22 protein-coding genes are annotated in these 22,890 nt (G+C 63.5%); 7 read left to right on the top strand and 15 right to left on the bottom strand.

All coding sequences use genetic code 11. From position 1 onward, the window contains the following. Nucleotides 1–111: 111 nt before the first annotated feature. The 3 genes from ppk2 to P3R82_RS27960 form a co-directional block, all read right to left on the bottom strand. Complete coding sequence (ppk2, locus tag P3R82_RS27950; RefSeq protein WP_283196108.1) at nucleotides 112–1,029, bottom strand: polyphosphate kinase 2; 918 nt, start codon at nucleotides 1,027–1,029, stop codon at nucleotides 112–114. A 425-nt stretch (nucleotides 1,030–1,454) separates the two neighbouring features. After that, complete coding sequence (locus tag P3R82_RS27955) at nucleotides 1,455–1,685, bottom strand: helix-turn-helix transcriptional regulator (RefSeq protein WP_283196109.1); 231 nt, start codon at nucleotides 1,683–1,685, stop codon at nucleotides 1,455–1,457. Nucleotides 1,686–1,697: 12 nt separating this feature from the next. Next, nucleotides 1,698–2,276: a DUF2975 domain-containing protein gene (locus tag P3R82_RS27960; RefSeq protein WP_283196110.1), complete on the bottom strand. Its 579-nt coding sequence runs from the start codon at nucleotides 2,274–2,276 to the stop codon at nucleotides 1,698–1,700. A gap of 121 nt (nucleotides 2,277–2,397) precedes the next feature. Between P3R82_RS27960 and P3R82_RS27965 the strand changes: the two genes are divergently transcribed. Then, entirely contained in the window at nucleotides 2,398–2,811 is a 414-nt protein-coding gene (locus P3R82_RS27965) for a chlorophyllide reductase (RefSeq protein WP_283196111.1), read from the top strand. On the opposite strand, the gene P3R82_RS27970 is transcribed toward P3R82_RS27965, so the two are convergent. Continuing rightward, on the bottom strand, nucleotides 2,776–3,777 hold the full coding sequence (locus P3R82_RS27970; protein ID WP_283196112.1) for a sugar-binding transcriptional regulator: 1,002 nt from the start codon (nucleotides 3,775–3,777) through the stop codon (nucleotides 2,776–2,778). The two genes, P3R82_RS27965 and P3R82_RS27970, sit on opposite strands and share 36 nt — an antisense overlap. A gap of 421 nt (nucleotides 3,778–4,198) precedes the next feature. Here P3R82_RS27970 and tal point away from each other — a divergent pair, with 421 nt between their 5' ends. Next, nucleotides 4,199–5,164, top strand: coding sequence for a transaldolase (gene tal, locus P3R82_RS27975; RefSeq protein WP_047509769.1), 966 nt, complete (start codon nucleotides 4,199–4,201; stop codon nucleotides 5,162–5,164). A 340-nt stretch (nucleotides 5,165–5,504) separates the two neighbouring features. On the opposite strand, the gene P3R82_RS27980 is transcribed toward tal, so the two are convergent. Then, nucleotides 5,505–6,344, bottom strand: coding sequence for an amidohydrolase (locus P3R82_RS27980; RefSeq protein WP_283196113.1), 840 nt, complete (start codon nucleotides 6,342–6,344; stop codon nucleotides 5,505–5,507). 190 nt (nucleotides 6,345–6,534) lie between these two features. On the opposite strand from P3R82_RS27980, the gene P3R82_RS27985 reads away from it, so the two are divergent. The 3 genes from P3R82_RS27985 (at nucleotide 6,535) to P3R82_RS27995 (ending at nucleotide 9,310) form a co-directional block, all read left to right on the top strand. Beyond that, on the top strand, nucleotides 6,535–7,266 hold the full coding sequence (locus P3R82_RS27985) for an SDR family oxidoreductase (RefSeq protein WP_283196114.1): 732 nt from the start codon (nucleotides 6,535–6,537) through the stop codon (nucleotides 7,264–7,266). Between the two features lie 65 nt (nucleotides 7,267–7,331). Continuing rightward, nucleotides 7,332–8,021 carry a DUF1345 domain-containing protein gene (locus P3R82_RS27990; protein WP_112944193.1) on the top strand — a complete coding sequence of 230 codons (690 nt, stop codon included), beginning with the start codon at nucleotides 7,332–7,334 and terminating at the stop codon, nucleotides 8,019–8,021. 80 nt (nucleotides 8,022–8,101) lie between these two features. Then, complete coding sequence (locus P3R82_RS27995; protein WP_283196115.1) at nucleotides 8,102–9,310, top strand: adenylate/guanylate cyclase domain-containing protein; 1,209 nt, start codon at nucleotides 8,102–8,104, stop codon at nucleotides 9,308–9,310. 10 nt (nucleotides 9,311–9,320) lie between these two features. Here P3R82_RS27995 and P3R82_RS28000 read toward each other — a convergent pair whose 3' ends face one another. From P3R82_RS28000 to P3R82_RS28030, 7 genes are all read right to left on the bottom strand, one after another. Further along, nucleotides 9,321–9,494: a DUF1328 domain-containing protein gene (locus P3R82_RS28000; protein ID WP_183902026.1), complete on the bottom strand. Its 174-nt coding sequence runs from the start codon at nucleotides 9,492–9,494 to the stop codon at nucleotides 9,321–9,323. A 153-nt stretch (nucleotides 9,495–9,647) separates the two neighbouring features. Beyond that, a complete protein-coding gene (locus P3R82_RS28005) occupies nucleotides 9,648–11,075 on the bottom strand; it encodes a gamma-aminobutyraldehyde dehydrogenase (protein WP_283196116.1) in 1,428 nt (475 codons plus the stop codon). Nucleotides 11,076–11,127: 52 nt separating this feature from the next. Continuing rightward, the gene (locus P3R82_RS28010; RefSeq protein WP_283196117.1) at nucleotides 11,128–11,943 is read right to left on the bottom strand and encodes an ABC transporter permease; all 816 of its coding nucleotides are present in this window, start codon (nucleotides 11,941–11,943) and stop codon (nucleotides 11,128–11,130) included. Next, complete coding sequence (locus P3R82_RS28015) at nucleotides 11,933–12,901, bottom strand: ABC transporter permease (RefSeq protein WP_283196118.1); 969 nt, start codon at nucleotides 12,899–12,901, stop codon at nucleotides 11,933–11,935. The genes P3R82_RS28010 and P3R82_RS28015 overlap by 11 nt, the downstream gene beginning before the upstream one ends. Then, entirely contained in the window at nucleotides 12,898–13,884 is a 987-nt protein-coding gene (locus tag P3R82_RS28020) for an ABC transporter ATP-binding protein (protein WP_283196119.1), read from the bottom strand. Before P3R82_RS28020 ends, P3R82_RS28015 begins: the two co-directional genes overlap by 4 nt. A 205-nt stretch (nucleotides 13,885–14,089) precedes the next feature. Continuing rightward, the gene (locus tag P3R82_RS28025) at nucleotides 14,090–15,247 is read right to left on the bottom strand and encodes an ABC transporter substrate-binding protein (protein ID WP_283196120.1); all 1,158 of its coding nucleotides are present in this window, start codon (nucleotides 15,245–15,247) and stop codon (nucleotides 14,090–14,092) included. Nucleotides 15,248–15,383: 136 nt separating this feature from the next. Beyond that, complete coding sequence (locus P3R82_RS28030) at nucleotides 15,384–16,292, bottom strand: LysR family transcriptional regulator (RefSeq protein WP_283196121.1); 909 nt, start codon at nucleotides 16,290–16,292, stop codon at nucleotides 15,384–15,386. A gap of 179 nt (nucleotides 16,293–16,471) precedes the next feature. On the opposite strand from P3R82_RS28030, the gene P3R82_RS28035 reads away from it, so the two are divergent. Then, entirely contained in the window at nucleotides 16,472–17,191 is a 720-nt protein-coding gene (locus P3R82_RS28035; RefSeq protein WP_283196122.1) for a hypothetical protein, read from the top strand. A 99-nt stretch (nucleotides 17,192–17,290) separates the two neighbouring features. Here P3R82_RS28035 and lysS read toward each other — a convergent pair whose 3' ends face one another. The 3 genes from lysS to P3R82_RS28050 form a co-directional block, all read right to left on the bottom strand. Further along, the gene (gene lysS, locus P3R82_RS28040) at nucleotides 17,291–18,790 is read right to left on the bottom strand and encodes a lysine--tRNA ligase (RefSeq protein ID WP_283196123.1); all 1,500 of its coding nucleotides are present in this window, start codon (nucleotides 18,788–18,790) and stop codon (nucleotides 17,291–17,293) included. A 180-nt stretch (nucleotides 18,791–18,970) separates the two neighbouring features. After that, nucleotides 18,971–20,425 carry a glutamate--tRNA ligase gene (gene gltX, locus P3R82_RS28045; protein ID WP_283196124.1) on the bottom strand — a complete coding sequence of 485 codons (1,455 nt, stop codon included), beginning with the start codon at nucleotides 20,423–20,425 and terminating at the stop codon, nucleotides 18,971–18,973. Nucleotides 20,426–20,656: 231 nt separating this feature from the next. Continuing rightward, nucleotides 20,657–22,426 (bottom strand): SLC13 family permease, encoded by a 1,770-nt coding sequence (locus P3R82_RS28050; protein ID WP_183902016.1) that lies wholly within the window; start codon nucleotides 22,424–22,426, stop codon nucleotides 20,657–20,659. Between the two features lie 201 nt (nucleotides 22,427–22,627). Here P3R82_RS28050 and P3R82_RS28055 point away from each other — a divergent pair, with 201 nt between their 5' ends. Next, nucleotides 22,628–22,888 (top strand): hypothetical protein, encoded by a 261-nt coding sequence (locus P3R82_RS28055; RefSeq protein WP_283196125.1) that lies wholly within the window; start codon nucleotides 22,628–22,630, stop codon nucleotides 22,886–22,888. The last annotated feature ends 2 nt before the right edge of the window (nucleotides 22,889–22,890 follow it).

Raw genomic sequence — 22,890 nt, forward strand, 5'->3', positions numbered from 1 at the left:
GCTGGGGAGAAGGGGAGGTTGGCGCGAGCGGCGGGCCCCGAGTCTCTTCTCCCCGACGGGGAGAAGGTGCCGGCAGGCGGATGAGGGGGCCTCACCCGCCGACGCTTCCAATCAATACTTCGACGGAACGTACAACTCCGGCGGCAGGACCTTGCGCTCGTAGTCCGGGTTGAAGACGCGCTCGGGCAGGGCGATCTCCTCGTGCGGTACGTCCTCGTAGGGGAACTGTGACAGCAGATGGTCGATGCAGTTCAGGCGCGCGCGCTTCTTGTCGTTGCCCTCGACGATGTGCCACGGGGCTTCCGGGATGTTGGTGCGGGCGAAGGTTTCTTCCTTGGCCTTGGTGTAGGCTTCCCAGCGGACGCGGGATTCCAGGTCCATCGGTGAGAGCTTCCACTGCTTCAGCGGATCGTGGATGCGCACGAGGAAGCGCAGTTGCTGCTCTTCGTCGGTGATCGAGAACCAGTATTTGACGAGGCGGATGCCGGAACGGACCAGCATGCGCTCGAATTCGGGCACGTCGTTGAAGAACTGCTCGACCTGTTCCTCGTCGGCGAAACCCATGACGCGCTCGACGCCGGAGCGGTTGTACCAGGAGCGGTCGAAGAGCACGATTTCGCCGCCGGCGGGCAGATGCGGCACGTAGCGCTGGAAATACCATTGCGACTTTTCGCGGTCGGACGGCGCGGGAAGCGCCACGACGCGGGCGACGCGCGGGTTGAGGCGCTGGGTGATGCGCTTGATGACGCCGCCCTTGCCGGCGGAATCGCGACCTTCGAAGATCACGACCACCTTTTCCTTGTGGTAGGTGACCCAGTCCTGCAGGCGGATCAGCTCGGACTGAAGGGCGATCAGCGACCGGAAATACTCGATGCGCGGCATCGATGGCGGGTGCGCCTTGCGGTAGATCTTGCGGATTTCCTCGGACAGCGCCGGCTCGGAGAGCTCGAGCTCGTAATCTTCATCCAGCGTATCGGCCAGTTCGGCCTCGAGCCAGTCGGTTGAAGGCGTGCCTCTCATGGTGGTCATCTCGATCCCTGTTCAGATTTGTCGCTTCGGACGCTTGCGGAGCTGCCTAGCTCTGCGCCGCATGACGATATCATGAAAGCACGCACGGCAAGGCCACTCATGGCGCCAAGTAAGCAGCGTCTCATGAAGGATATATGACGCTTCGGCCGGACGCGGAGATGCGTGCGGAAAGAGGTCGGCAGGTGAGCGTGCTGTCGGCCCTTCGGATCAGCTTAGTGCCTCGGGGCGGTTGGCCTCCTCCTTGACGTGGTCGTCGCTATGCTTGCTGCGAATGCGGCGCACGTGAGCCAGACGCCGAGGATGCTCTGGCAGAGGCTGGACGGATCGAAATTGACGATGACGTCGGCGACATCCTCGCTATCGTGGCGGATCTCGAGGCGAACGTCCGAGATGAAGGGGCCGGGTGCCGCGAACCGGTGCCCAGCTCACGGAGCGTCTCCGGCCTTGGGTTCGGCGCGTTCATAGCGGAGCAGGTCGCCAGGCTGGCAGTCGAAGAAGTCGCAGATTCTCTCCAGCGTTTCGAAACGGACACCTTTCACGTGGCCTTTCTTGAGAAGCGAAAGGTTCGCCTCGGTGATCCCAACATACTCGGCGAGATCCTTTGACTTGACGTTGCGCTCGGCGAGCATGACGCCGAGCCGGACTTGAATGGGCATGACCGGTTCTCCTCAGACGAACTGGTCGTTCTCGGCGGCGATCTCGGCCGCTTCGACCAACACTCCCGCGATCACCGCGACCATCGCTGCAAACAGCAGTGACAGCAGCGTGTCCGAACCGATGTTCAGAACCAGACTGCGCGCGTGACTCGGGGAGAGCGTGCCAAGCAGCAGGCCCAGGCCTGCCCCGGCCACGGGCTTGAGCAGAGCCGACGCGCCGACGCCGAGCGCGAAGCCGCGGAGGTGTCGTGCGGCATCGCTGGAGACGATGCGCCCAGCCGCGAAGCAACCGAAGCAGCGTCGGGCGCTCAGCAGGCCAACAATCAGCGCGCCGAGCGGGATCATCGCAATCGCGAATGCGGCGAGCCGCGCGGAAAGCCCGATGTATGCCGGCGGAGGAGCGAGGAGGCCGGCATGGCGAAACAACATATCGGCAGGGGTCAGGCACCAATAGAGTAGCATCGCGGTCCCGAGCAGGACGGCCACCACAGCACTGGCCGTTGCCATCACCCCGCTTAAACGGCGAACACGATAAAGCTGGTTTGTGCGTGAGTTATCGCGTCGCGTCGCGCTTATGCCGGATGTGATCATTCGAGAGCTCCTTTGAATGATTGCATCATAAAAAATAATTTCTGTTTTACAATAATAAATTTTTGTATAGAAGTTATTTATGCACCTAGGAGGTCACATATCGATGTTTCGACCCATTCCAATGACGATCACCACACTTGCGTCGTGCCTCGTGCTCGTTCCCGCCCATGCCGAGCAATCGACGAACGCTGGCGCCATATCGGTCGCGCAAGTCACCCGGATGTTGGATCAGGCGCCAACCAACCGGACGGCGCAACAGGTGCTCACCGCTTATCTGAGCGGTGTCGGCGAGGCTGCGGGAGTTGTTGTCGACCTCGGAGGCGCGCCGTGTCAGCGGCCTCTCACGTTGACGACTGAGGAAGTTCGTCGAGCCATTGCTACTGCGCCCGCAGGTGTGCAGGGAAACCAGATTGCCGCAACGCCGCTCGTCGTTCGTGACATGTTAGTGCGGGCCGGATGCCGTCGGAAATCGGCGGCGCAATTGTTCGGCGGCTTCAGCCTAACCGGGAGCGGCGCCAGCCGTTTGATCCCATAGCTCGATCAGGGCGCGGGCGGCGCTCTCGTCGGTGATCAGGGTGTTGCAGCCGATGCGCTTGATGGTGGCGCTGATCGCGACCGCCCGGTGGGCGCCGCCGGAGGAGAGCACGATGTGCTTGGCCTTCTTTAGCGTATCGAGATCGACCGACATCACCCGGCTGTTGATCGAATGATCGACCGTGTTGCCGTCCTTGTCGAGGAAATTGAACATGGTATCGCAGACGCAGCCGGCATCGATCAGCTCCTGCAACTCGCCCTTGGAGATCCATCCCTCCGACAGAGAGGTCGAATGCGGGCCGATATCGCCGCAGCTGACGATGGCGAGATCGAGCGTTTCGGCGAGCCGGTAGATGGTGTCGAGGCCGCACTTCTCGATGAGGTTGCGCTTGGTCTCGGTGGAATCGACCAGAAGCGGCGCGAGGAACATGTAGCACTCAGCGCCGAGCTGGCTTGCGAGCCGCCAGGTGTAATCGATCGGGTTGGTCTGATGGACGGCGACGATGCCGCCGAGCAGGGAGACGACCTTGCAATTGTCGCGGCGCGGCGGGCGGAAGCTCGACAGCGAGGCTGTCATGGTGCGGCCCCAGCCGACGCCGATCGTGTAGTTGTCGGGAATGGCTTCGGAGAGAAACTGGCCGAGCGCCAGTCCGACGCTTTTGGCCAGCGCATTCGGATCGGAGGTGACGGGAGCGGGCACGACGATCGCCTCGTCCAGGCCGTAGGCGCGCTCCAGCTTCACCGACAGCTCGACGCAATCGCCGATCGAATCGTTGATCCAGATCTGCACCTCGCTGCGCTTCATCGCCTCGTCGAGCAGCCGGATGACAGTCGTGCGGCTGATGCCGAGCTGTTCGGCGACATCTTTTTGCGTCAATCCCTGGTTATAATAGAGCCAGGCAGCGCGCAGTCTGAGCGAGGAGGCTTCCGAATAGGCGGTGTGCGTGCCGCGTTTTAGCTTGACCACATCTCCTCCAAAAGCAAAGGCGCCCTAGATCCTGCTCAGACAGGGCATGGTTTGTCGCCGCGATAATGACCGGTGTGACACTTATGTCAATTGAAATGCACAAATGTCCTTGACATTATGGCCCCGGAATAGCGATAGTCTTGATAACTGGTCGTTCCGTCCATTGTAGGAGGCACTGTGCGGGCATATGGCAAATCGCAGCGGTCTTGCGCCGGGGCTGGATTGCCCTTGGACGTCTTCGTTGCGGCAGCCCGAGACGGGAACGATGGGGTGCTCGCCGACGTTTATGATGTAAGCCAAACGCGCGGGCACGATTTCACAGACAGCGACTTCAAAGACAGTACGGGCAATCCGTAGATCACCTCATTCGCCGGGCCTCAAGTGCTCCGGCTCGCAGCTCAAGTCAAAAGGACACGCGACCATGACATCCAAGCTTGACCAACTCCGCGAGATCACGACCGTCGTCGCCGACACCGGTGACATCGAAGCCGTTGCCCGCCTGAAGCCGGTCGATTGCACGACCAACCCGAGCATCGTCTTGAAGGCACTCGGCACGCCGATGTTCGCCGACGCGATCAAGGAAGCCGTTTCCTGGGGCAAGAAGCAGGGCGGCAATTCCGAAGCCGTTGCTTCCGCCGTTGCCGACCGTCTCGCCGTTTCCGTGGGTGCCGCGCTCTCCAAGCTCGTTCCTGGCCGCGTCTCGACCGAGGTCGACGCCGACCTTTCCTTCGACACCAAGGCGTCGGTTGAAAAGGCTCACGGCATCATCGCCGGCTACAAGGAGCGCGGCATCGAGAAGGATCGCATCCTGATCAAGCTCGCTTCCACCTGGGAAGGCATTCGCGCCGCCGAAATCCTGCAGAAGGAAGGCATCGACTGCAACCTGACGCTCCTTTTCTCGCAGGCACAGGCGATCGCTTGCGCCGACGCCAAGGCATTCCTCATCTCGCCCTTCGTCGGCCGTATCCTCGACTGGTACAAGAAGTCGACCGGCAAGGAATTCACGCCTGAGGAAGATCCGGGCGTACTCTCCGTTCGCGAGATCTACAACTACTACAAGGCCAACGACATCAAGACGATCGTCATGGGCGCCTCGTTCCGCAGCGCCGGCGAGATCGAAGCACTGGCCGGTTGCGACCGCCTGACGATCGCGCCGAACCTGCTCGACGAACTCTCCAACGACCAGGGCAAGCTGGAGCGCAAGCTGTCGCCGGAAGGTGCCAAGCCGATCTCCAAGATCGCCGTCGACGAAAAGACCTTCCGCTGGATGATGAACGAAGACGCCATGGCGACCGAAAAGCTCGCCGAAGGCATCCGCGCCTTCGCCAAGGACCTCGGCACGCTGCGCGCCATGGTCACCAAGGAACTGCAGCTCGCAGCCGCCTAAGGGTTTTGCGGGTAGTTGAATGACGGAAGGGCGGTGCCGGTGGAGCCGCCCTTTTTTTGCGTTGTGGGTCTGTTCTCGGCGGGCGGTCAATTGGATACTCCAAGCTGAAACGTCCTCACCCTCATTCCCGCCCTTGTGGCGGGAATCCAGTCGACGCGCGTCTGCGCGGCGGAAAGACTCTTTTCTGCCAGGCGCACCGTAAGAGGTTATTCACGGCGCGGACGCGCCGTGGCTGGATTCCCGCCACAAGGGCGAGAATGAGGGAGGGTGGGGTGGCGCTTGACGTATCAAAGCGGGCGTCGAGGGCGGCGGCGATGGGCGACGACGTTTCCCGACCTCGCTACTCCACAGCCCAAATCCGCTTCGCATTCCCCTGATACAGCTTGTCGCGCTCCTCGGCGCTGCAGCCTGATGTCAACGCGTGCGTGGCCGCCACCCAGGGCGTCAGCCCGCCGCCGAGCGTGCAGACGGGCCAGTCGCTGCCCCAGACGACGCGGTCCCAGCCGAAGCTTTCGATCGTGTGCTCGACATAGGGGCGCAGGCTGTCGACCGACCAGCGCTCCAGATCGCCATAGGCGATGACGCCGGAGATCTTGGCGGTGACGTTTGGGCGGCGGGAGAATTCGGTAATGCCGCGATGCCAGACGGCGCTCATGCCCGACTTGATCGGCGGATTGGCGCAGTGGTCGAGGATGAAGCGGACACCGGGGTTGAGGTCGACAAGATCGAGAATGCGTTCGAATTGGTGCGGGAAGACGCATAGATCGAAGGTTAGCCGGATATTGGAGAGCCGGGCAACGTTCTCGCGAAACAGCGGGCGCTCGGAGGTGTCGTCGGGCGCCACATGCAGGACGCGGCGGAAGCCCTTGATGAAGGGGTCGACGAGGCAGCGTTCGAGATAGGCCGGAAAGCCCTCTTCCTCCGGACGACAGGCGGCGATGGCGCCGCGCACGAGGCTTTTGGGTCTCTCTGCGATCTCCTTGATGAAGGCCGTTTCCTGCTCGATCGCATCACCTGATACATCGACTTCCATGTGCAGCACATTGGTGATGCCGCAGCGAAGTGCGTCGCGGGCGTAGTGCTCATAGAGGCTGTCGCGGTTCAGATCCGGCACGTCGGGGAGCCAGGGATAGTGCAGGCGATTGCGGTCGATGACGTGCAGATGTGTGTCGAAGAGCATGCGGTTCCTCCCCCTTCATGCAGGCTTTTCTTGCCGTCCTCTTAGTCTTTTGCCGGATTTTTCGATTGATGACGCGGGCCTCCCACCCGTGTCAGCGTCCGGCGTCGGACAATGTGATTGACGACATAATGAATATAATGTTTGCATATGAATGAATGCGCCGCAAGCGCCACGCATAACGGGAGGAATTATGAGCCACGGTCTGGAAGGCAAGAAGGTCGTCGTCACGGCGGCCGGTCAGGGGATCGGACGCGCCAGCGCGGAGCGGTTCATTTCGCTCGGCGCCCATGTCTACGCCACCGACATCAACCAGGCGTCGCTTGCGACGCTGGCGGGCGCGACGACCACTGTTCTCGACGTGCTCGACGCAAACGCCGTGCGGGCCTTCGCGTCCGAGATCGGGCCGATCGACGTGCTCTTCAATTGCGCCGGCTTCGTGCATGCCGGCTCGATCCTCGATTGCGAGGAGAAGGACTGGGACTTCTCGTTCAACCTCAACGCCAAGGCGATGTATACGACCTGCCGCACCTTCCTTCCCGGCATGCTCGACAAGGGCAAGGGTTCGATCGTCAACATGGCCTCGGTGGCATCAAGCGTGAAGGGCGTGCCGAACCGCTTTGCCTATAGCGCATCGAAGGCCGCCGTGATCGGGCTCACCAAGTCGATCGCGTCCGACTTCGTCGCCAAGGGCATCCGCGCCAACGCCATCTGCCCGGGTACCGTCGACAGCCCCTCGCTGCACGAGCGGCTGCGCGCCACCGGCGATTACGACAAGGCGCTCAGCGACTTCATCGCCCGCCAGCCGATGGGCCGCATCGCCACCGCCGAGGAGATCGCGGCACTCGTCACCTATCTCGCCGGCGACGAGGCCGGGTTCACGACGGGCCAGATCCATGTGGTCGATGGTGGCTGGACCGGCTGAGGCCATATTGCTCTTGCCGGTATCAAGCTGATATCGTTGGCGATCTCGCAGCGGCGGAGCATTTGATGGCAGAGGTTACGTCTGGCGGCAGTGGCCGTCCCCTTCGGTTGCTGCGCAAGCATGCGATCTTCGTGATCGCAGTGCTCGTCGGCCTCGCGGTCTTCCTGCTTCTGACGACGCGCGAGGTGACGGCGCGTAACTTGTTGGCCGGCTGGAACGTCGCCGCGGTGATGTTCATCGTCGCCACATGGCGGCGGATGTTGAAGGCGAGCGTGGCGACCATCCGCAAGCGTTCGGCCGATCTCGATTTCTCGGATTCGCTTCTGATGTTCCTGTCGATCTCGGCCGCCCTTGCCAGCATCGCCGGCATCGGGCTGGAGCTGCATCAGGTCAAGGAGGCGGCGCCCAGCGTCGCGCTCGGCCGGGCGCTGGCGGCCGTAGTCACCATTCTGATCTCCTGGGTGTTCCTGCACACGCTGTTTACCGTGCATTACGCGCACCGCTTCTATGGCGGCGACGATGATGGCGATGGCGTCAAGGGAGATGGGCTGAAGTTTCCCGAGGGGCTGGACGAGCCCGTCTACTGGGACTTTCTCTATTACTCCTTCACGATCGGCGTCGCCTCGCAGACGGCGGATGTCGCGACGAGCTCGACGGTGATGCGCAAGCTGACGCTGCTCCATTCGGTACTGTCGTTTCTCTTCAACACGACAATCCTGGCGCTTGCCATCAATGTCGGCGCAAGCCTCCTTTAGAGGTAGGCGCGCGCGATAGAGCCGCTTGGCAATCTGGTGTAAGAGGGGTTTTCTTCACCTGGGGTTGTTTTGGGGGCTTCATGGGGTCGTTGTCGCGCGAGAGATTGGCGGCGCTTGCCGGTTGCGCTGCGGAGCAGCTGGACGCCGTGGCACGCCTTCAGATCATCGAGGCCGGGCCGGAGGGCTATGCGGCGAGCGATGTCAGCCGGCTGCGGTTGGTGCTGGCACTGAACGCCGCCGGCATCGCGCTGGAAACGCTCGCCACCGGTCTCCGGCAACAGGTCGTCTCGCTCGATTTCGCCAGCCAGCTGATGTTCGAGCCGGTCACCATGTCGGATGTATCTCTCGCGGAAGCGCTTGCCGACACGTCGCTCGATCTCGGGCGCGTCAACGCGCTGCATTCGAGCGCCGGGCTTTCGCCCATGTCGCACAGGCGGGCGCTGCGGGAGGACGACGAGGAGTTCATCCGGCTGATCGCCGAATGTACCGGGCTCGGCGCTTCCGACGAGGGCATGCAGAGGGTACTGAGGGTCTTCGGCCAGTCGATGCGGCGCTGCGTGGATACGATGCGCGATCTGTTCCGCGCCGAGGTCGAGGAGCCGATGCTTGCGGCCGGGTTCAGCCATCGCGAGGTGCTCGCGGCGGGCGCGGCCACGCGGCTTTCGCTGCAGCGCATCGGCATCCGCATGCTCTTCCTGCTGCAGCGGCGGATGCTCGAGGAGGCAGTGTTCGACAATGTGGTCGGGCGATTGCAGGACGCCCTGCGCGGGTTGGGCGTGGAGCCGGCAGGCGATCAGGCGCTGCCGGCCGTGGCCTTCGCCGATCTCACCGGCTTCACGGCGTTGACGCGCGATATCGGCGATGTCAGGGCGGCCGAGAAGGCGGCGAGCTTCGAAGCGCTGGCGCAGCGTCTCGCCAATCTTGCCGGCGGGCGGATCGTCAAGCCGCTGGGCGATGGGGTGATGATGCTGTTTCCCGACGCCGAGGCGGCGCTGAAGGCGTCATTGGCGCTCGTCGCGGCGAGCGCGGCGCATCAATTGCCGGAGGTGAGGGTGGGGGTTGCGACCGGTCAGGTAGTGCCGCGCGACGGCGACATTTTCGGCCATACGGTCAATCTGGCGGCGCGGATCGCATCGGTCGCCGCGCCGTCGCAGGTGCTCGTCTGCGGCGGCACGCATGATGCCGCCACGGACGAGATGTCGGAAATGGATTTCGAGGCGCTGGAGCCGGTGTCGCTGAAGGGCGTCGCCGACCCCGTGTCGCTGTTCTCGGTCAAGGCCGGGTTATAGAACCGGTTTCCTACAAGATTGCCTGGCCGGCGAGCAGCGCGAGCACCAGGAAGATCAGGAAGATGACGAGCGCGATACCGAAGAGAACGCGCGCGATGGTCGCCGTCGCCGCGGAAATTCCGGAAAAGCCGAAGAAGCCCGCGATCAGCGAAATCACGAAAAAGATAAGAGCCCATTTCAGCATGGAGGCGTTCCTTCTGGTTGGTCCGTTAGAAGACGCGCCAGCGCGAAAAATGTTCCATATCCAACGAGATAGCGGTTCGATTTATCTGCTGGGGAAACACGAACGTCGGCGCGGTAGCCCACGCCGACGTTGTGATCTTCAATCCTGTCGCGCTTATCCGTGGTTGATCATCACGTGGCGCACGGCGGTGTAGTCTTCCAGTGCGTAGACCGACATGTCCTTCCCATAGCCCGATTGCTTCAGGCCGCCGTGCGGCATCTCGTTGGTCAGCATGAAGTGGGTGTTGATCCAGGTGCAGCCATATTGAAGGCGGGCGGCGGTCTTCATGCCGCGGCTGATGTCCCTGGTCCAGACGGAGGAGGCCAGGCCATAGTCGCTGTCGTTGGCCCAGGTGACGGCATCCTCGACATCGGTGAAGCGGGTGACGGAAACGACGGGGCCGAAGACCTCGCGGCGGACGATCTCGTCTTCCTGCGTGGCGCCGGCAATGACCGTCGGCGTGTAGAAGAAGCCCTTGTCGCCCGATGTCTTGCCGCCGGTGGTGATCTCCATGTGCTTGTGCTCGCCGGCGCGGGCGACGAAGCTTTCGACCCGGTCGCGCTGGCGCCTGGAGATCAGCGGGCCGATCTCGTTTTCTGCGTCGTCGGCAAGGTTGAACTTGATCGAGGACACCGCCGAGGAGAGGTCGGCGACGAACCTGTCGTAGACCCTAGCGTCGGCGTAGATGCGGCAGGCGGCGGTGCAGTCCTGGCCGGCATTGTAGTAGCCGAAGGTGCGGATGCCCGAGACGACGGCATCGATATCGGCGTCGTCGAAGACGATGACGGGGGCCTTTCCGCCAAGCTCCAGATGCGTGCGCTTGACGGTCTTGGCGGCCGCCTGCAGCACCTTCTTGCCGGTGGCGACATCGCCCGTGATCGACAGCATCGCGATCTTCGGGTGGTTGATCAGCGCGTTGCCGACGCTCTCGCCACGGCCGAGGATGACGTTGACGACGCCTTCAGGCAGGATGTCGGAGAGGAGCTTCGCCATCTTCAGCGCCGTCAGCGGCGTCTGCTCGGAGGGCTTGAAGACGACCGTGTTGCCGCCCGCGATCGCGGGTGCCAGCTTCCAGGCCATCATCATCAGCGGGTAGTTCCAAGGCGCGATCGAGCCGACGATGCCGATGGGGTCGCGGCGGATCATCGAGGTGTGGCCGGGCAGATATTCACCGGCGACCGGGCCGTGCAGGTTGCGCACCGCGCCTGCGAAGAAGCGGTAGCAATCGACGATGGCGGGGATCTCGTCGTTGAGCACCGCGTTGATCGGCTTGCCGCAGTTCAGCGCCTCCAGCGTCGCGAAGCCCTGGGCGTCCTTCTCGATCGCGTCGGCGATTTTCAGGAGATAGCCGGCGCGCTCGCCGGGTGTCGTCTGCGACCAACTCGTGAAGGCTTTTTCGGCGGCGTCGACGGCGGCGTCGATCTGGCTGACCGAGGCTTCGGCAAGGCTCAGCACGGTTTCGCCGGTCTTCGGGTTCAGGATGTTTTCTTCGATCTCGGTGCCCGCTTCGAAGCGGGATCCAATCAGCATCGCGGTGTCCATGATGTTCTCCCTTGTCGTTGGTGGGACGGGATGGGGGTATCCCGCGCTCCGGTTATTTTCCGGCTCCGGCGACCTGATCGCCGTCGCGCGTGAGGTAGTAGGCCGCCAGGATCGGCAGGAAGGTGACGAGCACGACGACCATGGCGACCACGTTGGTGACCGGGCGCTGGCGCGGGCGGATCAGCTCTTGCAGCATCCAGATCGGCAGCGTCGATTGCTGGCCGCCGGTGAAGGTGGTGACGATCACCTCGTCGAAGGAGAGCGCGAAGGCGAGCATGCCGCCGGCCAGGAGCGCCGTGCCGATGTTCGGCAGGATGACGTGACGGAAGGTCTGGAAGCCATCGGCGCCGAGATCCATCGACGCCTCGATCAGCGAGCCCTGGGTGCGGCGGAAGCGAGCGACGGCGTTGTTGTAGACCACCACGACGCAGAAGGTGGCGTGGCCGAGCACGATCGTCCAGACCGAGAAGGGGATGTCGAACAGGCTGAAGGCCGAGCGCAGCGCTATTCCGGTGATGATCCCTGGGAGCGCGATCGGCAGGATGACGAGGAGCGAGATCGCCTCGCGGCCGAAGAACTTCGTCTGGCTGACGGCGGCGGCGCAGAGCGTGCCGAGCACCAGCGCGATTGCGGTGGCGATAAAGGCGACTTGCAAGGAAAGTCCAAGGGCAGCCCAGACATCCGGCCGGTTCCAGGCGATGCCGAACCACTGCAGCGTCAGCCCTGGCGGCGGCCACTGGTAGCTCTTCTCCTCCGTCGTGAAGGCGTAGACGAAGATCAACAGGATCGGCAGGTGCAGGAAGAGCAGGCCGCCGGCGGCGGCGATCTTGAGCGCCATCGGCGCGCGTTGGCCACGGTCAGAGCGCATCGAAGGCTCCCTGTTTCTTGGCCAGCCACAGATAGACGGCCATGATGACGATGGGGACGACGGAGAAGGCGGCGGCGAGCGGCACGTTGCCGGCCGTTCCCTGCTGCGCATAGACCGCCTGGCCGATGAAGAGGCGCGAGGAACCGATGATCTGCGGGATGATGTAATCGCCGAGCGTCAGCGAGAAGGTGAAGATCGAGCCGGCGACGATGCCGGGCAGCGCCAGCGGCAAGAGCACGGTGCGGAAGGTCTGGCCCGGCGTGGCGCCGAGATCCGACGAGGCCTCGATCAGGTTGCCCTGGACGCGCTCGAGTGCTGCCTGTGTCGGCAGGATCATGTAGGGCAGCCAGACATAGACGAAGACGAGGAAGGTGCCGATATAACTTACCGACAACGAGTTGCCGCCGACAACGGGCAGAGCCAGCACGCCGTCGAGCAGCCAGGCCAGATGCAGCTTGGCGAAGATCCAGGTGAGAATACCCTCCTTGGCGAGGATCAGCTTCCAGGCATAGATCTTGACGAGATAGCTCGACCAGAGCGGCAGCATGACGCCGAGATAGAACAGCGCCTTCCATTTACCCCTGGCGTAACGGGCGGCGTAATAGGCGATCGGGAAGGCGACGACGGCGGAAGCCAGCGTCACCAGCGCCGCCATCACCACGGTCCTGGCGATGATGTCGAAATTGGTGGGGGACAGCAGCTGCGCATAGGTCGCCAGCGTGAATTCGTAGTTCACCAGGCCTGAGAAATCATCGATCGAAAAGAAGCTCTGCAGCAGAAGCGCGATCAGCGAGCCGATATAGATGATGCCGAGCCAGAGCAGCGGCGGCGTCAGCATCAGGAAGAGCAGCAGCTTCGGCCGGCGCCAGAACGTATCCGACATCCGGCCGAAGAAGCCGCCGCGACCGGGCAGGATCGAGGTGGCTGTCTCCTCGTGGGTGAGCGCGATGGCGGTCATGCGGCATCGTCCATGTAGTGCACGTCGACGGGCTGCCACGACAGGCGCACATCGGCGCCGACCTCGGGCACGGCTGCGCCGGATGGCAGCATGACATGCAGGCGAGCGCCTCTGGCGGCGACCGTGAGGCGGGTGGCGGCGCCGAGGAAGCTGGCGTTCTCGACCCGGGATTCGACGCCGTCGCCGGTGAGGCGGATCGCTTCCGGGCGCAGGCTCGCCCAGCGCTTCTCGCCGCCGAGCGCGGTCATCAGGTCGGGGGCGATCACATTGGAGGAGCCGACGAAATCGGCGACGAAGCGGGTTTTCGGGCGGTTATAGATATCCTGCGGCGTGCCCTCCTGGACGATGCCGCCATCGTTGAAGACGGCGACGCGGTCGGCCATGGAGAGCGCCTCGCCCTGGTCGTGGGTGACGAAGACGAAGGTTATGCCCAGCGCGCGCTGCAGGCCCTTCAGCTCCTCCTGCATCTGCTCGCGCAACTTCAGGTCCAGTGCGCCCAGCGGTTCGTCGAGCAGCAGCACGCGGGGCTTGTTGACCAGCGCGCGGGCAAGCGCCACGCGTTGCCTCTGGCCGCCAGAGAGTTGCCCGGGCTTGCGGGCGCCGTAGCCGGGGAGTTTCACCAGTTCCAGCGCCTGTTCCGCGGCTCTGGCGCGCTCCGTCTTGCCGACGCCCTTGACCATCAGCCCGTAGGCGACGTTGTCGAGAATGTTCAGGTGCGGGAAGAGCGCGTAGTCCTGGAACACGGTGTTGACGTTGCGCCGATAGGGCGGCACGCCCTCGGCGGTCTCGCCGAAGATCTCGATATGCCCCGCCGTGGGTTGTTCGAAACCGGCGATCAGGCGCAGGCAGGTGGTCTTGCCCGATCCCGACGGCCCCAGCATGGCGAAAAACTCGCCGGGCGCGATCTCGAGATCGACGCCATCGACGGCGCGAACGGCTCCGAAATGGCGGGAGACCTTCTGGAAACGGACGGCGGGTGTCATTTTGGGGGCTCCGATCTAATATGCTTTGGGTGGTGCGGGAATGAAGACCCCGCCCCAAACCCCTCCCCACAAGGGGGAGGGGCTTAACGTGTTGCACCCTCTCAGACGTCTTCGAGGTCGAGAAACAGTGGGACGCTGCCTAGCCCCTCCCCCCTTGTGGGGAGGGGTTGGGGAGGGGACTTGCCGCTTACGCCGAGGCTAACGCCTACCGCCCGCCAATCACGCCGATATAATCCGACACCCAGCGGTGATAGGGCACGCATTCGCCCTGTTCGCACTTGGCCGTCGGGGTGCGCCAGAACTTTATCTTGTCGAAATTATCGTAGCCGTTGGTGGCGCAACCGGTGTCGGTCATCAGGGCGTTGCCCTTGCAGGCGGCCGGAACCGAGGGGACGGCGCCGAACCAGGCGGCGGCGTCGCCCTGGGTCTTGGCCTTCAGCGAATGCTCCATCCACATGTAGGCGCAATTCGGGTTCTTGCTTTCGGTGTGCAGCATGGTCGTATCGGCCCAGCCGGTCACGCCCTCCTTGGGGAAGGTGGAGGCGATCTTCTGCTTGTCCGCCTGCATCAGGTTGACCTGGAAGGGCCAGGAGCCGGAGGCGACGACGCCTTCGTTCTTGAAATCGTCGATCTGGATCATCGCGTCGTGCCAGTAGCGCGAGACCAGCTTGCGCTGGCCGCGCAGCAGGTCGAGGGCCGCCTTGTACTGTTCCTCGTTGAGCTCGTAGGGGCTCTTGATGTTGAGCTCCGGCTTCTGGCTCATGAGATAGAGCGCGGCGTCGGCGATGTAGATCGGGCCGTCATAGGCCTGGACGCGGCCCTTGTTGGACTTGCCGTCGGGAAGCGTCTCTTCCTCGAACACCACCTTCCAGCTCTTCGGCGCCTCGCCCTTGAAGGCATCGGTATTGTACATCAGGACGTTCGGTCCCCAGAGATAGGGAACGCCGTAACGGACGCCATCGACCGTGTACCAGGGCGCGTTCTGCAGGCGCGGGTCGACGTTCTTGAAGCTCGGGATGAGATCGGTGTTGATCGGCTGGACGCGCTTGCCGGCGATCAGGCGCAGCGAGGCGTCGCCGGAGGCGGTGACGAGGTCGAAGCCGCCCTCGTTCATCAGCGACACCATTTCGTCGGAGGTGGCGGCGGTCTTGACGGAGACCTTGCAGCCGGTTTCCTTTTCGAAGCCGGTGACCCAGTCGTAATTCTTGTCGCTCTCGCCGCGCTCGATATAGCCGGCCCAGGCGACGATGCTGACGGCGCCTTCGCCCTTGCCCAATTCCTTCAGCGGCTCGGCCGCCACGACCTGGGTCACGAAGCTCAGGGTCGCAAGCGCAGCCGTGCACGATTTCAGAAGATATTTCATCTGATGTCTCCCGGTTTTGGTGCCACTTCGTGGCGTTTTGTTCCCACCGGAAAAGGTGACGCGAAAAAGCCGCTTTCGCAAATTCATTTATCAGAAAGGCGATATCGGAATTTCCGATAGCTGGTCTTCGGGCAGGCTAGCGCACCCGTCCGGAGCGCATGGCCTCGGCGATGCCGACGAAGTCGCGCGCGGCCTGCGGCAGGCTGGAGCCCTTGCGCCAGACCATGCCGACCTGCACGACCGGGAGCGAGCCGGAGACGTCGCGGCTTTCGATGCGGTCGCCTTCCAGCGACCAGGGGCGGTAGACGAGATCGGGCAGCAGCGCCACGCCGGCACCGGTCGCGACCAGGCTGCGCACGGCCTCGACGGAGCGGGTACGGAAGGCGACGTGCGGGCGGGCACCGAGCGCCGACAGCAGTTTGCCGGTGTTCTCCTCGATTTCGTCGACGGTCAGCATGATCAGCGGTTCGCGGGCGATATCGGCGACCGAGATGATATCGGCCGAGACCAGCGGGTGGCCCATGGGCAGCCACAGGCGGTAGGGCGAGGTTTCCAGGATCTCGGCCTGCAGCGCCATGCGGTCGCGCAGGTTGGAGATGACCATCACGGCAACATCGAGCTCGCCGCCGACAAGCAGATGCTCGAGATAGCCGCCATTGTCCTCGATGGCGGAGACCTCGACGCCGGGGCAGGCGCGGCGGTAGCGGGCGAGCAGGTCGGAGAGCACGTAGCCGGCGACCAGCGAGGTGACGCCGATGTTGAGCGTGCCCGAGGGCGTGCTGCTGTTTTCGGAAAAGCTGGCGCGGGCGTCGGAGACGCTCGCCAGGATCTTGGTGGCATGGCGCAGGAACTGGTGGCCGTTATGGGTGATCGTCAGCCCGCGCGGGTGGCGATCGAAGAGCTCGACGCCGAGGTCGGTCTCCAGTTCCTTCAGTGCTTCGGTAACCGAGGATTGCGAGATCGACAGGTTCTGCGCGGCCCGCGTGATCGAGCCCTGCTCGGCCACTGCGATGAAATACTGGATCTGGCGAAGCGTGAAGGCCATGGCACTTTAGAGCATGCCGTCCGGCGCCATTGCAAGCGTGCACCATGCAGGACCTTTTTTGGGTTAAGTCCCTGACTGGCACAAACTTCTTGCCCGCATTTAAGTATTCCGAAACGTCATTTCTCTAGCGTCGAGACCAGTTTATTGCGTTGGAGTGACTTGATGGCGGAGCAGTTGGCGTGAAGGCCTTACTGCGCATCTTCCGGCCTTCCCGGAAATTGGTGCTGATCATCGGCGGAATTGCCTTTCTCGGGGGCACTTCCGGCGGCGCAGCGCTGTATATCGGCAAGGACACCCTGCTCGGTCCTCCCGCGGAGACCGTGAACGGCGCCGCGTGCACCGACGTCAATCTTGTCACCATCAAGAAGCAGAAGCGGGTCTGGGTCCGCAAGTACATCAAGACCGAGCCGACCGACGGCATGACCCGCGTCAAGACGGCGCTCCGGGTAGCCAAAGCCATCTACGAGGCACAGAAGCCGGACCTGGTGCAGGTCGTGGTTCTCGACAATAACGGCCCGACGCTGCGCTCCGATATTCGCGGCCGTGCCATCGGCGCCGACGTCGTCTATATCCCGCGTCCCGATCCGGTCGTCGAAAGCATCGTCGGCGCCAAGACCTATACGGCGCGCTATTACGATGGAACGGCGGCGGCCAACGGCCTGTTCTTCGGCGAACGCGTCGACCTGCCCGAGGACGAGATCAGCACGCTCAACGCCGCCTTCAAGGATTTTTCGGACTGCGTCGATCCCATCGCGGTCGCGGCGACCACGGGTGGAGAGGGCAAGCCCGCTGCCAAGGGCGAGGCTGGGGCGAAGGGCGAGGCCGCCAAGCCAGCCGGCGAAGCCGGTGAAGCGCCGGTCGAGAGTGCCGCGGCCCCGGCTGCTTCGAAAGGCGAGTGATCGTTGTTCGAGCGCGGACAGTAAATCATCGCTTCAGCAGGAACAAAAAAGGCGGCGTGCCCTTTCGGGCCGCCGCCTTTCGCATGTCGGTGAGCCGGCTCAGTCGGCCTTGGCCTTGCGGGCCGGGAAGAGGATGACATCGCGGATCGACGGGGCGTTGGTCAGCAGCATGGTGAGGCGGTCGACGCCGATGCCGAGACCGCCGGCGGGCGGCATGCCCTGGTCGATGGCGTCGAGGAATTCGTCGTCCAGCTGCTTGTCCTTCTCGCCACGGGCATGCGCCTGCTCTAGCTGCTCGACCATGCGGCGGCGCTGCTCTTCCGGATCGTTGAGTTCGGAGAAGGCGTTGCCCAGTTCCCAGGCGTTGCAATAGGTCTCGAAACGCTCGACGAGGCGCGGCTCGCCCGGCACTTCCTTGGCGAACGGCGAGATGTCCTTCGGGAAGTGGGTGACGTGGCTCGGCTGGATCAGCGTGCCCTCGACCTTCTCCTCGAAGATGAAGGCCAGGCATTCGCCCCAGGTCCAGTCCTTCTCGACCTCGAAGCCGGCGGCCTTGGCGGCGGCGCGGGCCTCCTCGTCGGTCTTCATGCTAAGGAAATCGATGCCGGTCGCTTCCTTGACGGCGTCGGGCATGGGCACGCGCTTGAACGGGCCCTTGAAGGAAATCTCCTTGTCGCCGAAGGGGAATTCCGTCGTGCCGTGAACCTGCAGCGCCAGCTTCTCGAACAGGCGCTCGACGAGGTCCATGATGTCCTCGTAATCGGCATAGGCCCAGTAGCACTCCATCATGGTGAACTCGGGATTGTGCCTGGTCGAAACGCCTTCGTTGCGGAAGTTGCGGTTGATCTCGAAGACCTTGTCGGTCAGGCCCGAGACCAGCGTGCGCTTCAAAAACAGTTCGGGCGCGATGCGCAGGTACATGTCCTGCTTCAGCGTGTTGTGGTGCGTCTTGAACGGATCGGCCGTCGCACCGCCGTAGACGGAGTGCAGCATCGGCGTCTCGACTTCCATGAAGCCGTCGTCTTCCATGAAGCGGCGGATGCCGGAGAGGATCTTCGAGCGCTGCTGGAAGCGGAGCTTGGATTCGTCGTTGCTCATGATGTCGAGGTGGCGCTTGCGATAGCGGATCTCGATATCGGCGATGCCGTTCCACTTCTCCGGCATGGGGAGAAGCGACTTGGTGAGCATGGTGATCTCTTGCGCGTTGATCGACAGCTCGCCGCGCTTGGTGCGGCGCACGGTGCCGGTCACGCCGATGATGTCGCCGATGTCGATCATGGCGAGCATCTCGCGGGCGGCCTCGGGCGTCACGTCCTTGTGGCTGAAGATCTGGATCTTGCCGCCGGCGTCATGGATATCCATGAACATGCCGGAATTGCGCGAGGAATAGACACGGCCGGCGACGGTGACGACATCCGTCGTCTCGATGTCGGATTCCAGATCCTTGTACTTCTCGGCCAGCTCGGCATTGGTGATGGTGCGGTGGAAATGCGCCGGATAGACGTCGCCGATCTTTTCGCGCAGCAGCTTCAGCTTCTGGGCGCGGACCTCAGTCGCGTCGGAGGAGAGGGTGGCGGTTTCGGTCTTGTTCTCGGACATATGTTCGACCTCTTTGGCGGCACTGCCGCAGATATAATTCTTAACTCGGAGCCTGTGGCCCCCTCATCCGGCTGCCGCCACCTTCTCCCCGCTGGGGAGAAGAGACTCGGAGCTGGCGGCTCGCTCCCCCTCTCCCCTCGGGGAGAGGGTAGGGTGAGGGGGCTCCGCGCGCTTGGCTTACTACTTCGGTCCCACCAGCGAGGCGACGGCCTGCGCCGCCAGTTTCAGGCGCTGGCGCACGACCGAGCGGCCGAGGATGGCCATTGAGTCAAACAGCGGCAGCGAGCGCGACGAGCCGGAGACGGCGACGAAGAGCGGGGCGACGATGACCTTGAGCTTCTTGCCCATGCGGTCGCCGATGGCGCGCAGCTCGGCTTCGATGGATTCGACGTTCCATTCGAGGATCTTTTCCAGATCCGGCTGCACGGTGTTCAGGATCTCGAGGATCTCTTCCGGCGGCGACTTGATCTTGGCGAAGGCGGACGGATCGAGGTTGAGATCCGACTTCAGGAGGAAGCCCATCAGCTCCGGCAGTTCGCCGAGCTTGGAGATGCGCGACTGCGACAGCGCCATGCCGGCCTTCAAGCGATCGTTTTCCATCGCCCAGGTCAACACGCGGCTCTGGAACTCTTCTTCCGACATCTTCTCGCGGATCCACCGGCCGTTCAGCCAGTCGAGCTTCTGGATGTCGAAGATGGCGCCGGCCTTGGAGAGGTTTTCCGGGTCGAACTTGCCGGCCAGTTCCTCGATGTCGAGCAGTTCCTCGCCTTCGGCGATCTGCACGAAGAACAGACCGAGGAAGTTCATCAGCGCTTCCGGGATATAGCCGAGCGCGGAGTAATAGGAGATCGAGGTCGGGTTCTTGCGCTTCGACAGCTTCGACTTGTCGGCATTTCTCATCAGCGAGAGATGCATGAAGACAGGCTGTTCCCACTCGAAATAGCGATAGAGCAGGATGTGCTTCGGCACCGATGCCAGCCACTCCTCGCCGCGCGCGACGTGGGTGATCTTCATCAGATGGTCGTCGATGACGTTGGCCATGTGATAGGTCGGCATGCCGTCGCCCTTGATGAGCACCTGCATGTCGACCGAATCCCACGGGATCGAGACGTCGCCATAGACGCCGTCGGTGAAGTCGCAGGAGCCCTCGGTGGGGATCTTCATGCGGACGACGGAGCTTTCGCCCGATGCGAGCTTGGCTGAGACTTCCTCGGCGGAATATTTGAGGCAAAGACCGTCGTACTTCGGCGGCTTGCCGGAGGCGCGCTGCGCCTCGCGCATCTCGGTCAGGCGCTCTGGCGTGCAGAAGCAGCGGAAGGCATGGCCCTTGTCCAGCAGTTCCTGGGCGTAGGGCTGGTACATGTCCTTGCGGTCGGACTGGCGGTAGGGGCCGTAGGGACCGCCGACATCGGGGCCTTCGGACCATTCCAGGCCGCACCATTTCAGCGCGTCGAGCACCTTGGTCTCGAATTCGGGCGTCGAGCGGGTGGCATCGGTGTCTTCGATACGCAGGATGAACTCGCCGCCGTGCTTCTTGGCGAAGAGATAGTTGAAGAGTGCGATGTATGCGGTGCCGACATGCGGCTCGCCCGTCGGCGAGGGAGCAATGCGGACGCGGACGCCGGAAGCTGTCATTTTATGTGCCCGTCAAATAAATGCCGGACGGCTTTCTGAGGGAAAGCGACGCTCGGCCTTGAGAATGCAGATAACTGGATCAGGAAACCAACCGGAAAAGGGCGTTTCGCCCGCTTGCCCGGCCAATTGTCCGTTTGGCTGGCTTTAAGGCCATATTCGGCTGCACACGTCAAGGAAAATGCCGCCCGCGCCGTCGGTTGCGCCGGTTCGACACGCCCATCGGGTCACGTCTCAGGTGACTGGCCACACCCAGAGCAGCAGCGGCACGCTGACGAGGATGATCAGGAAGGAAAGCGGCAGGCCGAGGCGGGGGTAGTCGCTGAAGCGATAACCGCCGGGGCCGAAGACCAGCGTGTTGCACTGGTGGCCGATCGGGGTCAGGAAGTCGCAGCCGGCGCCGATCGCCACCGCCATCAGGAAGGCGTCGGGTCTGTAGCCGAGCGTTTCGGCGAAGCTCGCGGCGATCGGGGCCATGACGAGCACGGTGGCGGCGTTGTTGAGGAAGGGCGTCACGGCCATGGCTGTGATCAGGATCAGCGCCAGCGCGCCGTAATGCGGCATCTGGGCGGCGAGCGTGCCGAGCCAGCCGGCGATCAGCTCACTGCCTCCCGTCGTCCTCAGCGTGTCGGAAACCGGGATCAGCGTCGCGAGCATGATCAGGATCGGAGCATCGAGCGCCTTGTAGACATCGACCAGCGGGATGACGCGGAAGACGACCATGGCGAGCGCCGCACAGAAGAAGGAGACGGCGACTGGCACCGCGCCGGTCGCGGTGGCGGCCATGGCGGCGAGCAGGATCAGCAGCGGCAGATAGGCGCGGCGCGAGGTGCCGAGCATGATGTCGCGCTGGGCAAGCGGCAGGCAGGCGAATTCCTGCAGGAAGGCGGGGAGGTTGCGGCGGTTGCCCTGCAGCACCAGCACGTCGCCGGCGCGAAGCCTGACTTCGCTCAGGCGCTCGTTCAGCCGATGGCCCTTGCGGGAGACGGCGAGAAGATTGACGCTGCGGCGGTTGGACAGCGACAGCTGCCGCGCCGACCAGCCGACCAGCTGCGATTCCGACGCGACGATCGCCTCGATCGAGATCAGGTCGTTGCGCTCGGCGGGGTCGGCGATCGGCTTGCCCGAGAGTTTCAACTTGGCGTTGGAGACGACGCGGTCGAGCGCGTCGGGGCTGCCCTCGAGCAGCAGCGTGTCGCCGCTTCTGAGCTGCACGTCGGGAAAGGGCGAGAGGCGGGTGTGGCCGCGCAGGATCGCGGTCGCCACGGCGTCGCCGTCGCCGAGTTTCAGGAGGTCGCTGAGCGGCTTGCCCTCGACGGTCGATTCCTCGGCCACCGTGGCTTCGGAGAAATAGGCCTTGGCGTCGAGCGCCTCTTCCAGCGACGGGTTTTCGTTCTTTCTTTCAGGCACCAGCCAGTGGAAGAAGATCAGGAAGACGACGCCCACCAGCGCCAGCGTGGCGCCGACGGGGGTGAAGTCGAACATGGTGAAGGGCGTGCCTGTTATCTCGCCGCGCAGGCGCGAGACGACGATGTTGGGCGAGGTGCCGATCTGCGTCATCAGGCCGCCGAGAAGGGCTGCGAAGCTCATCGGCATCAGATAGAGCGAGGGCGACTTGCCGCTCTTGCGGGCGAACTGGAAGGCGACCGGGATCATGATCGCCAGCGCGCCGATATTCTTGATGAAGGCGGAGAGGACGGCGACGACGACGAGCAGCAGCGCGAGCTGCGTGTGCAGCGTGTCGAGATTGGGAAAGAAACGCTTGATCGCGGTATCGACGATGCCGGAGCGGGCGACGCCGGCGCTGACGACGAGCGCGCTGCCGACGATGATGACGATGTCGTCGCTGAAGCCGGAGAAGGCCTTGTCGAAGGGCACGAGACCGACGGCGATCGCCAGCACCAGCGCGCAGCAGGCGACGAGATCGTAGCGAAAACGGTCCCAGATGAAGACCGCCATCATCAGGCCAATGACGCCGAAGGCGAGAATCTGCTGTGTTGTCATGCGTTTCCGGGAACAGAGAGCGGATGCCGGGAGATTTCCCGCGTCTGCGGATAACTGTGCCGCGCGCGATGCACTTCAATGGCTCGCCCCGGGCAAAATTCGCGCGGCATCGGCGCACGGCGCTCGCCCGCATTGAGATTTCGTTCCCGGCCGGTATATGGACGCTGACGGACGAATGGCGTGAGCATGGGCGGAGCGGGAATGGGCAATGAGACGCGCAAGAGCGCAGCTGGCAGCAAACGTCCGGATGAACGGGCACCCGACACGCTGACGCTCCTGAAACAGATCGCCGACAGCCCGCGACGCGACAACTCCGCGTATCACGACGCCATGGCGCAGGCCCGCCAGGCATTCGAGGCGGCGGAGGCGGCCATCGGCGGTCCCGTGAGGGTCAAGACCAGGATCAAGACCAAGCGCAACGGCGACTACGTCGTGAAATGGACCTTCAAGCCGGCTAAGTGATT

Origin of the sequence: Rhizobium sp. AN80A (assembly GCF_030053015.1) — a bacterium.
Taxonomy (GTDB): domain Bacteria; phylum Pseudomonadota; class Alphaproteobacteria; order Rhizobiales; family Rhizobiaceae; genus Rhizobium; species Rhizobium metallidurans.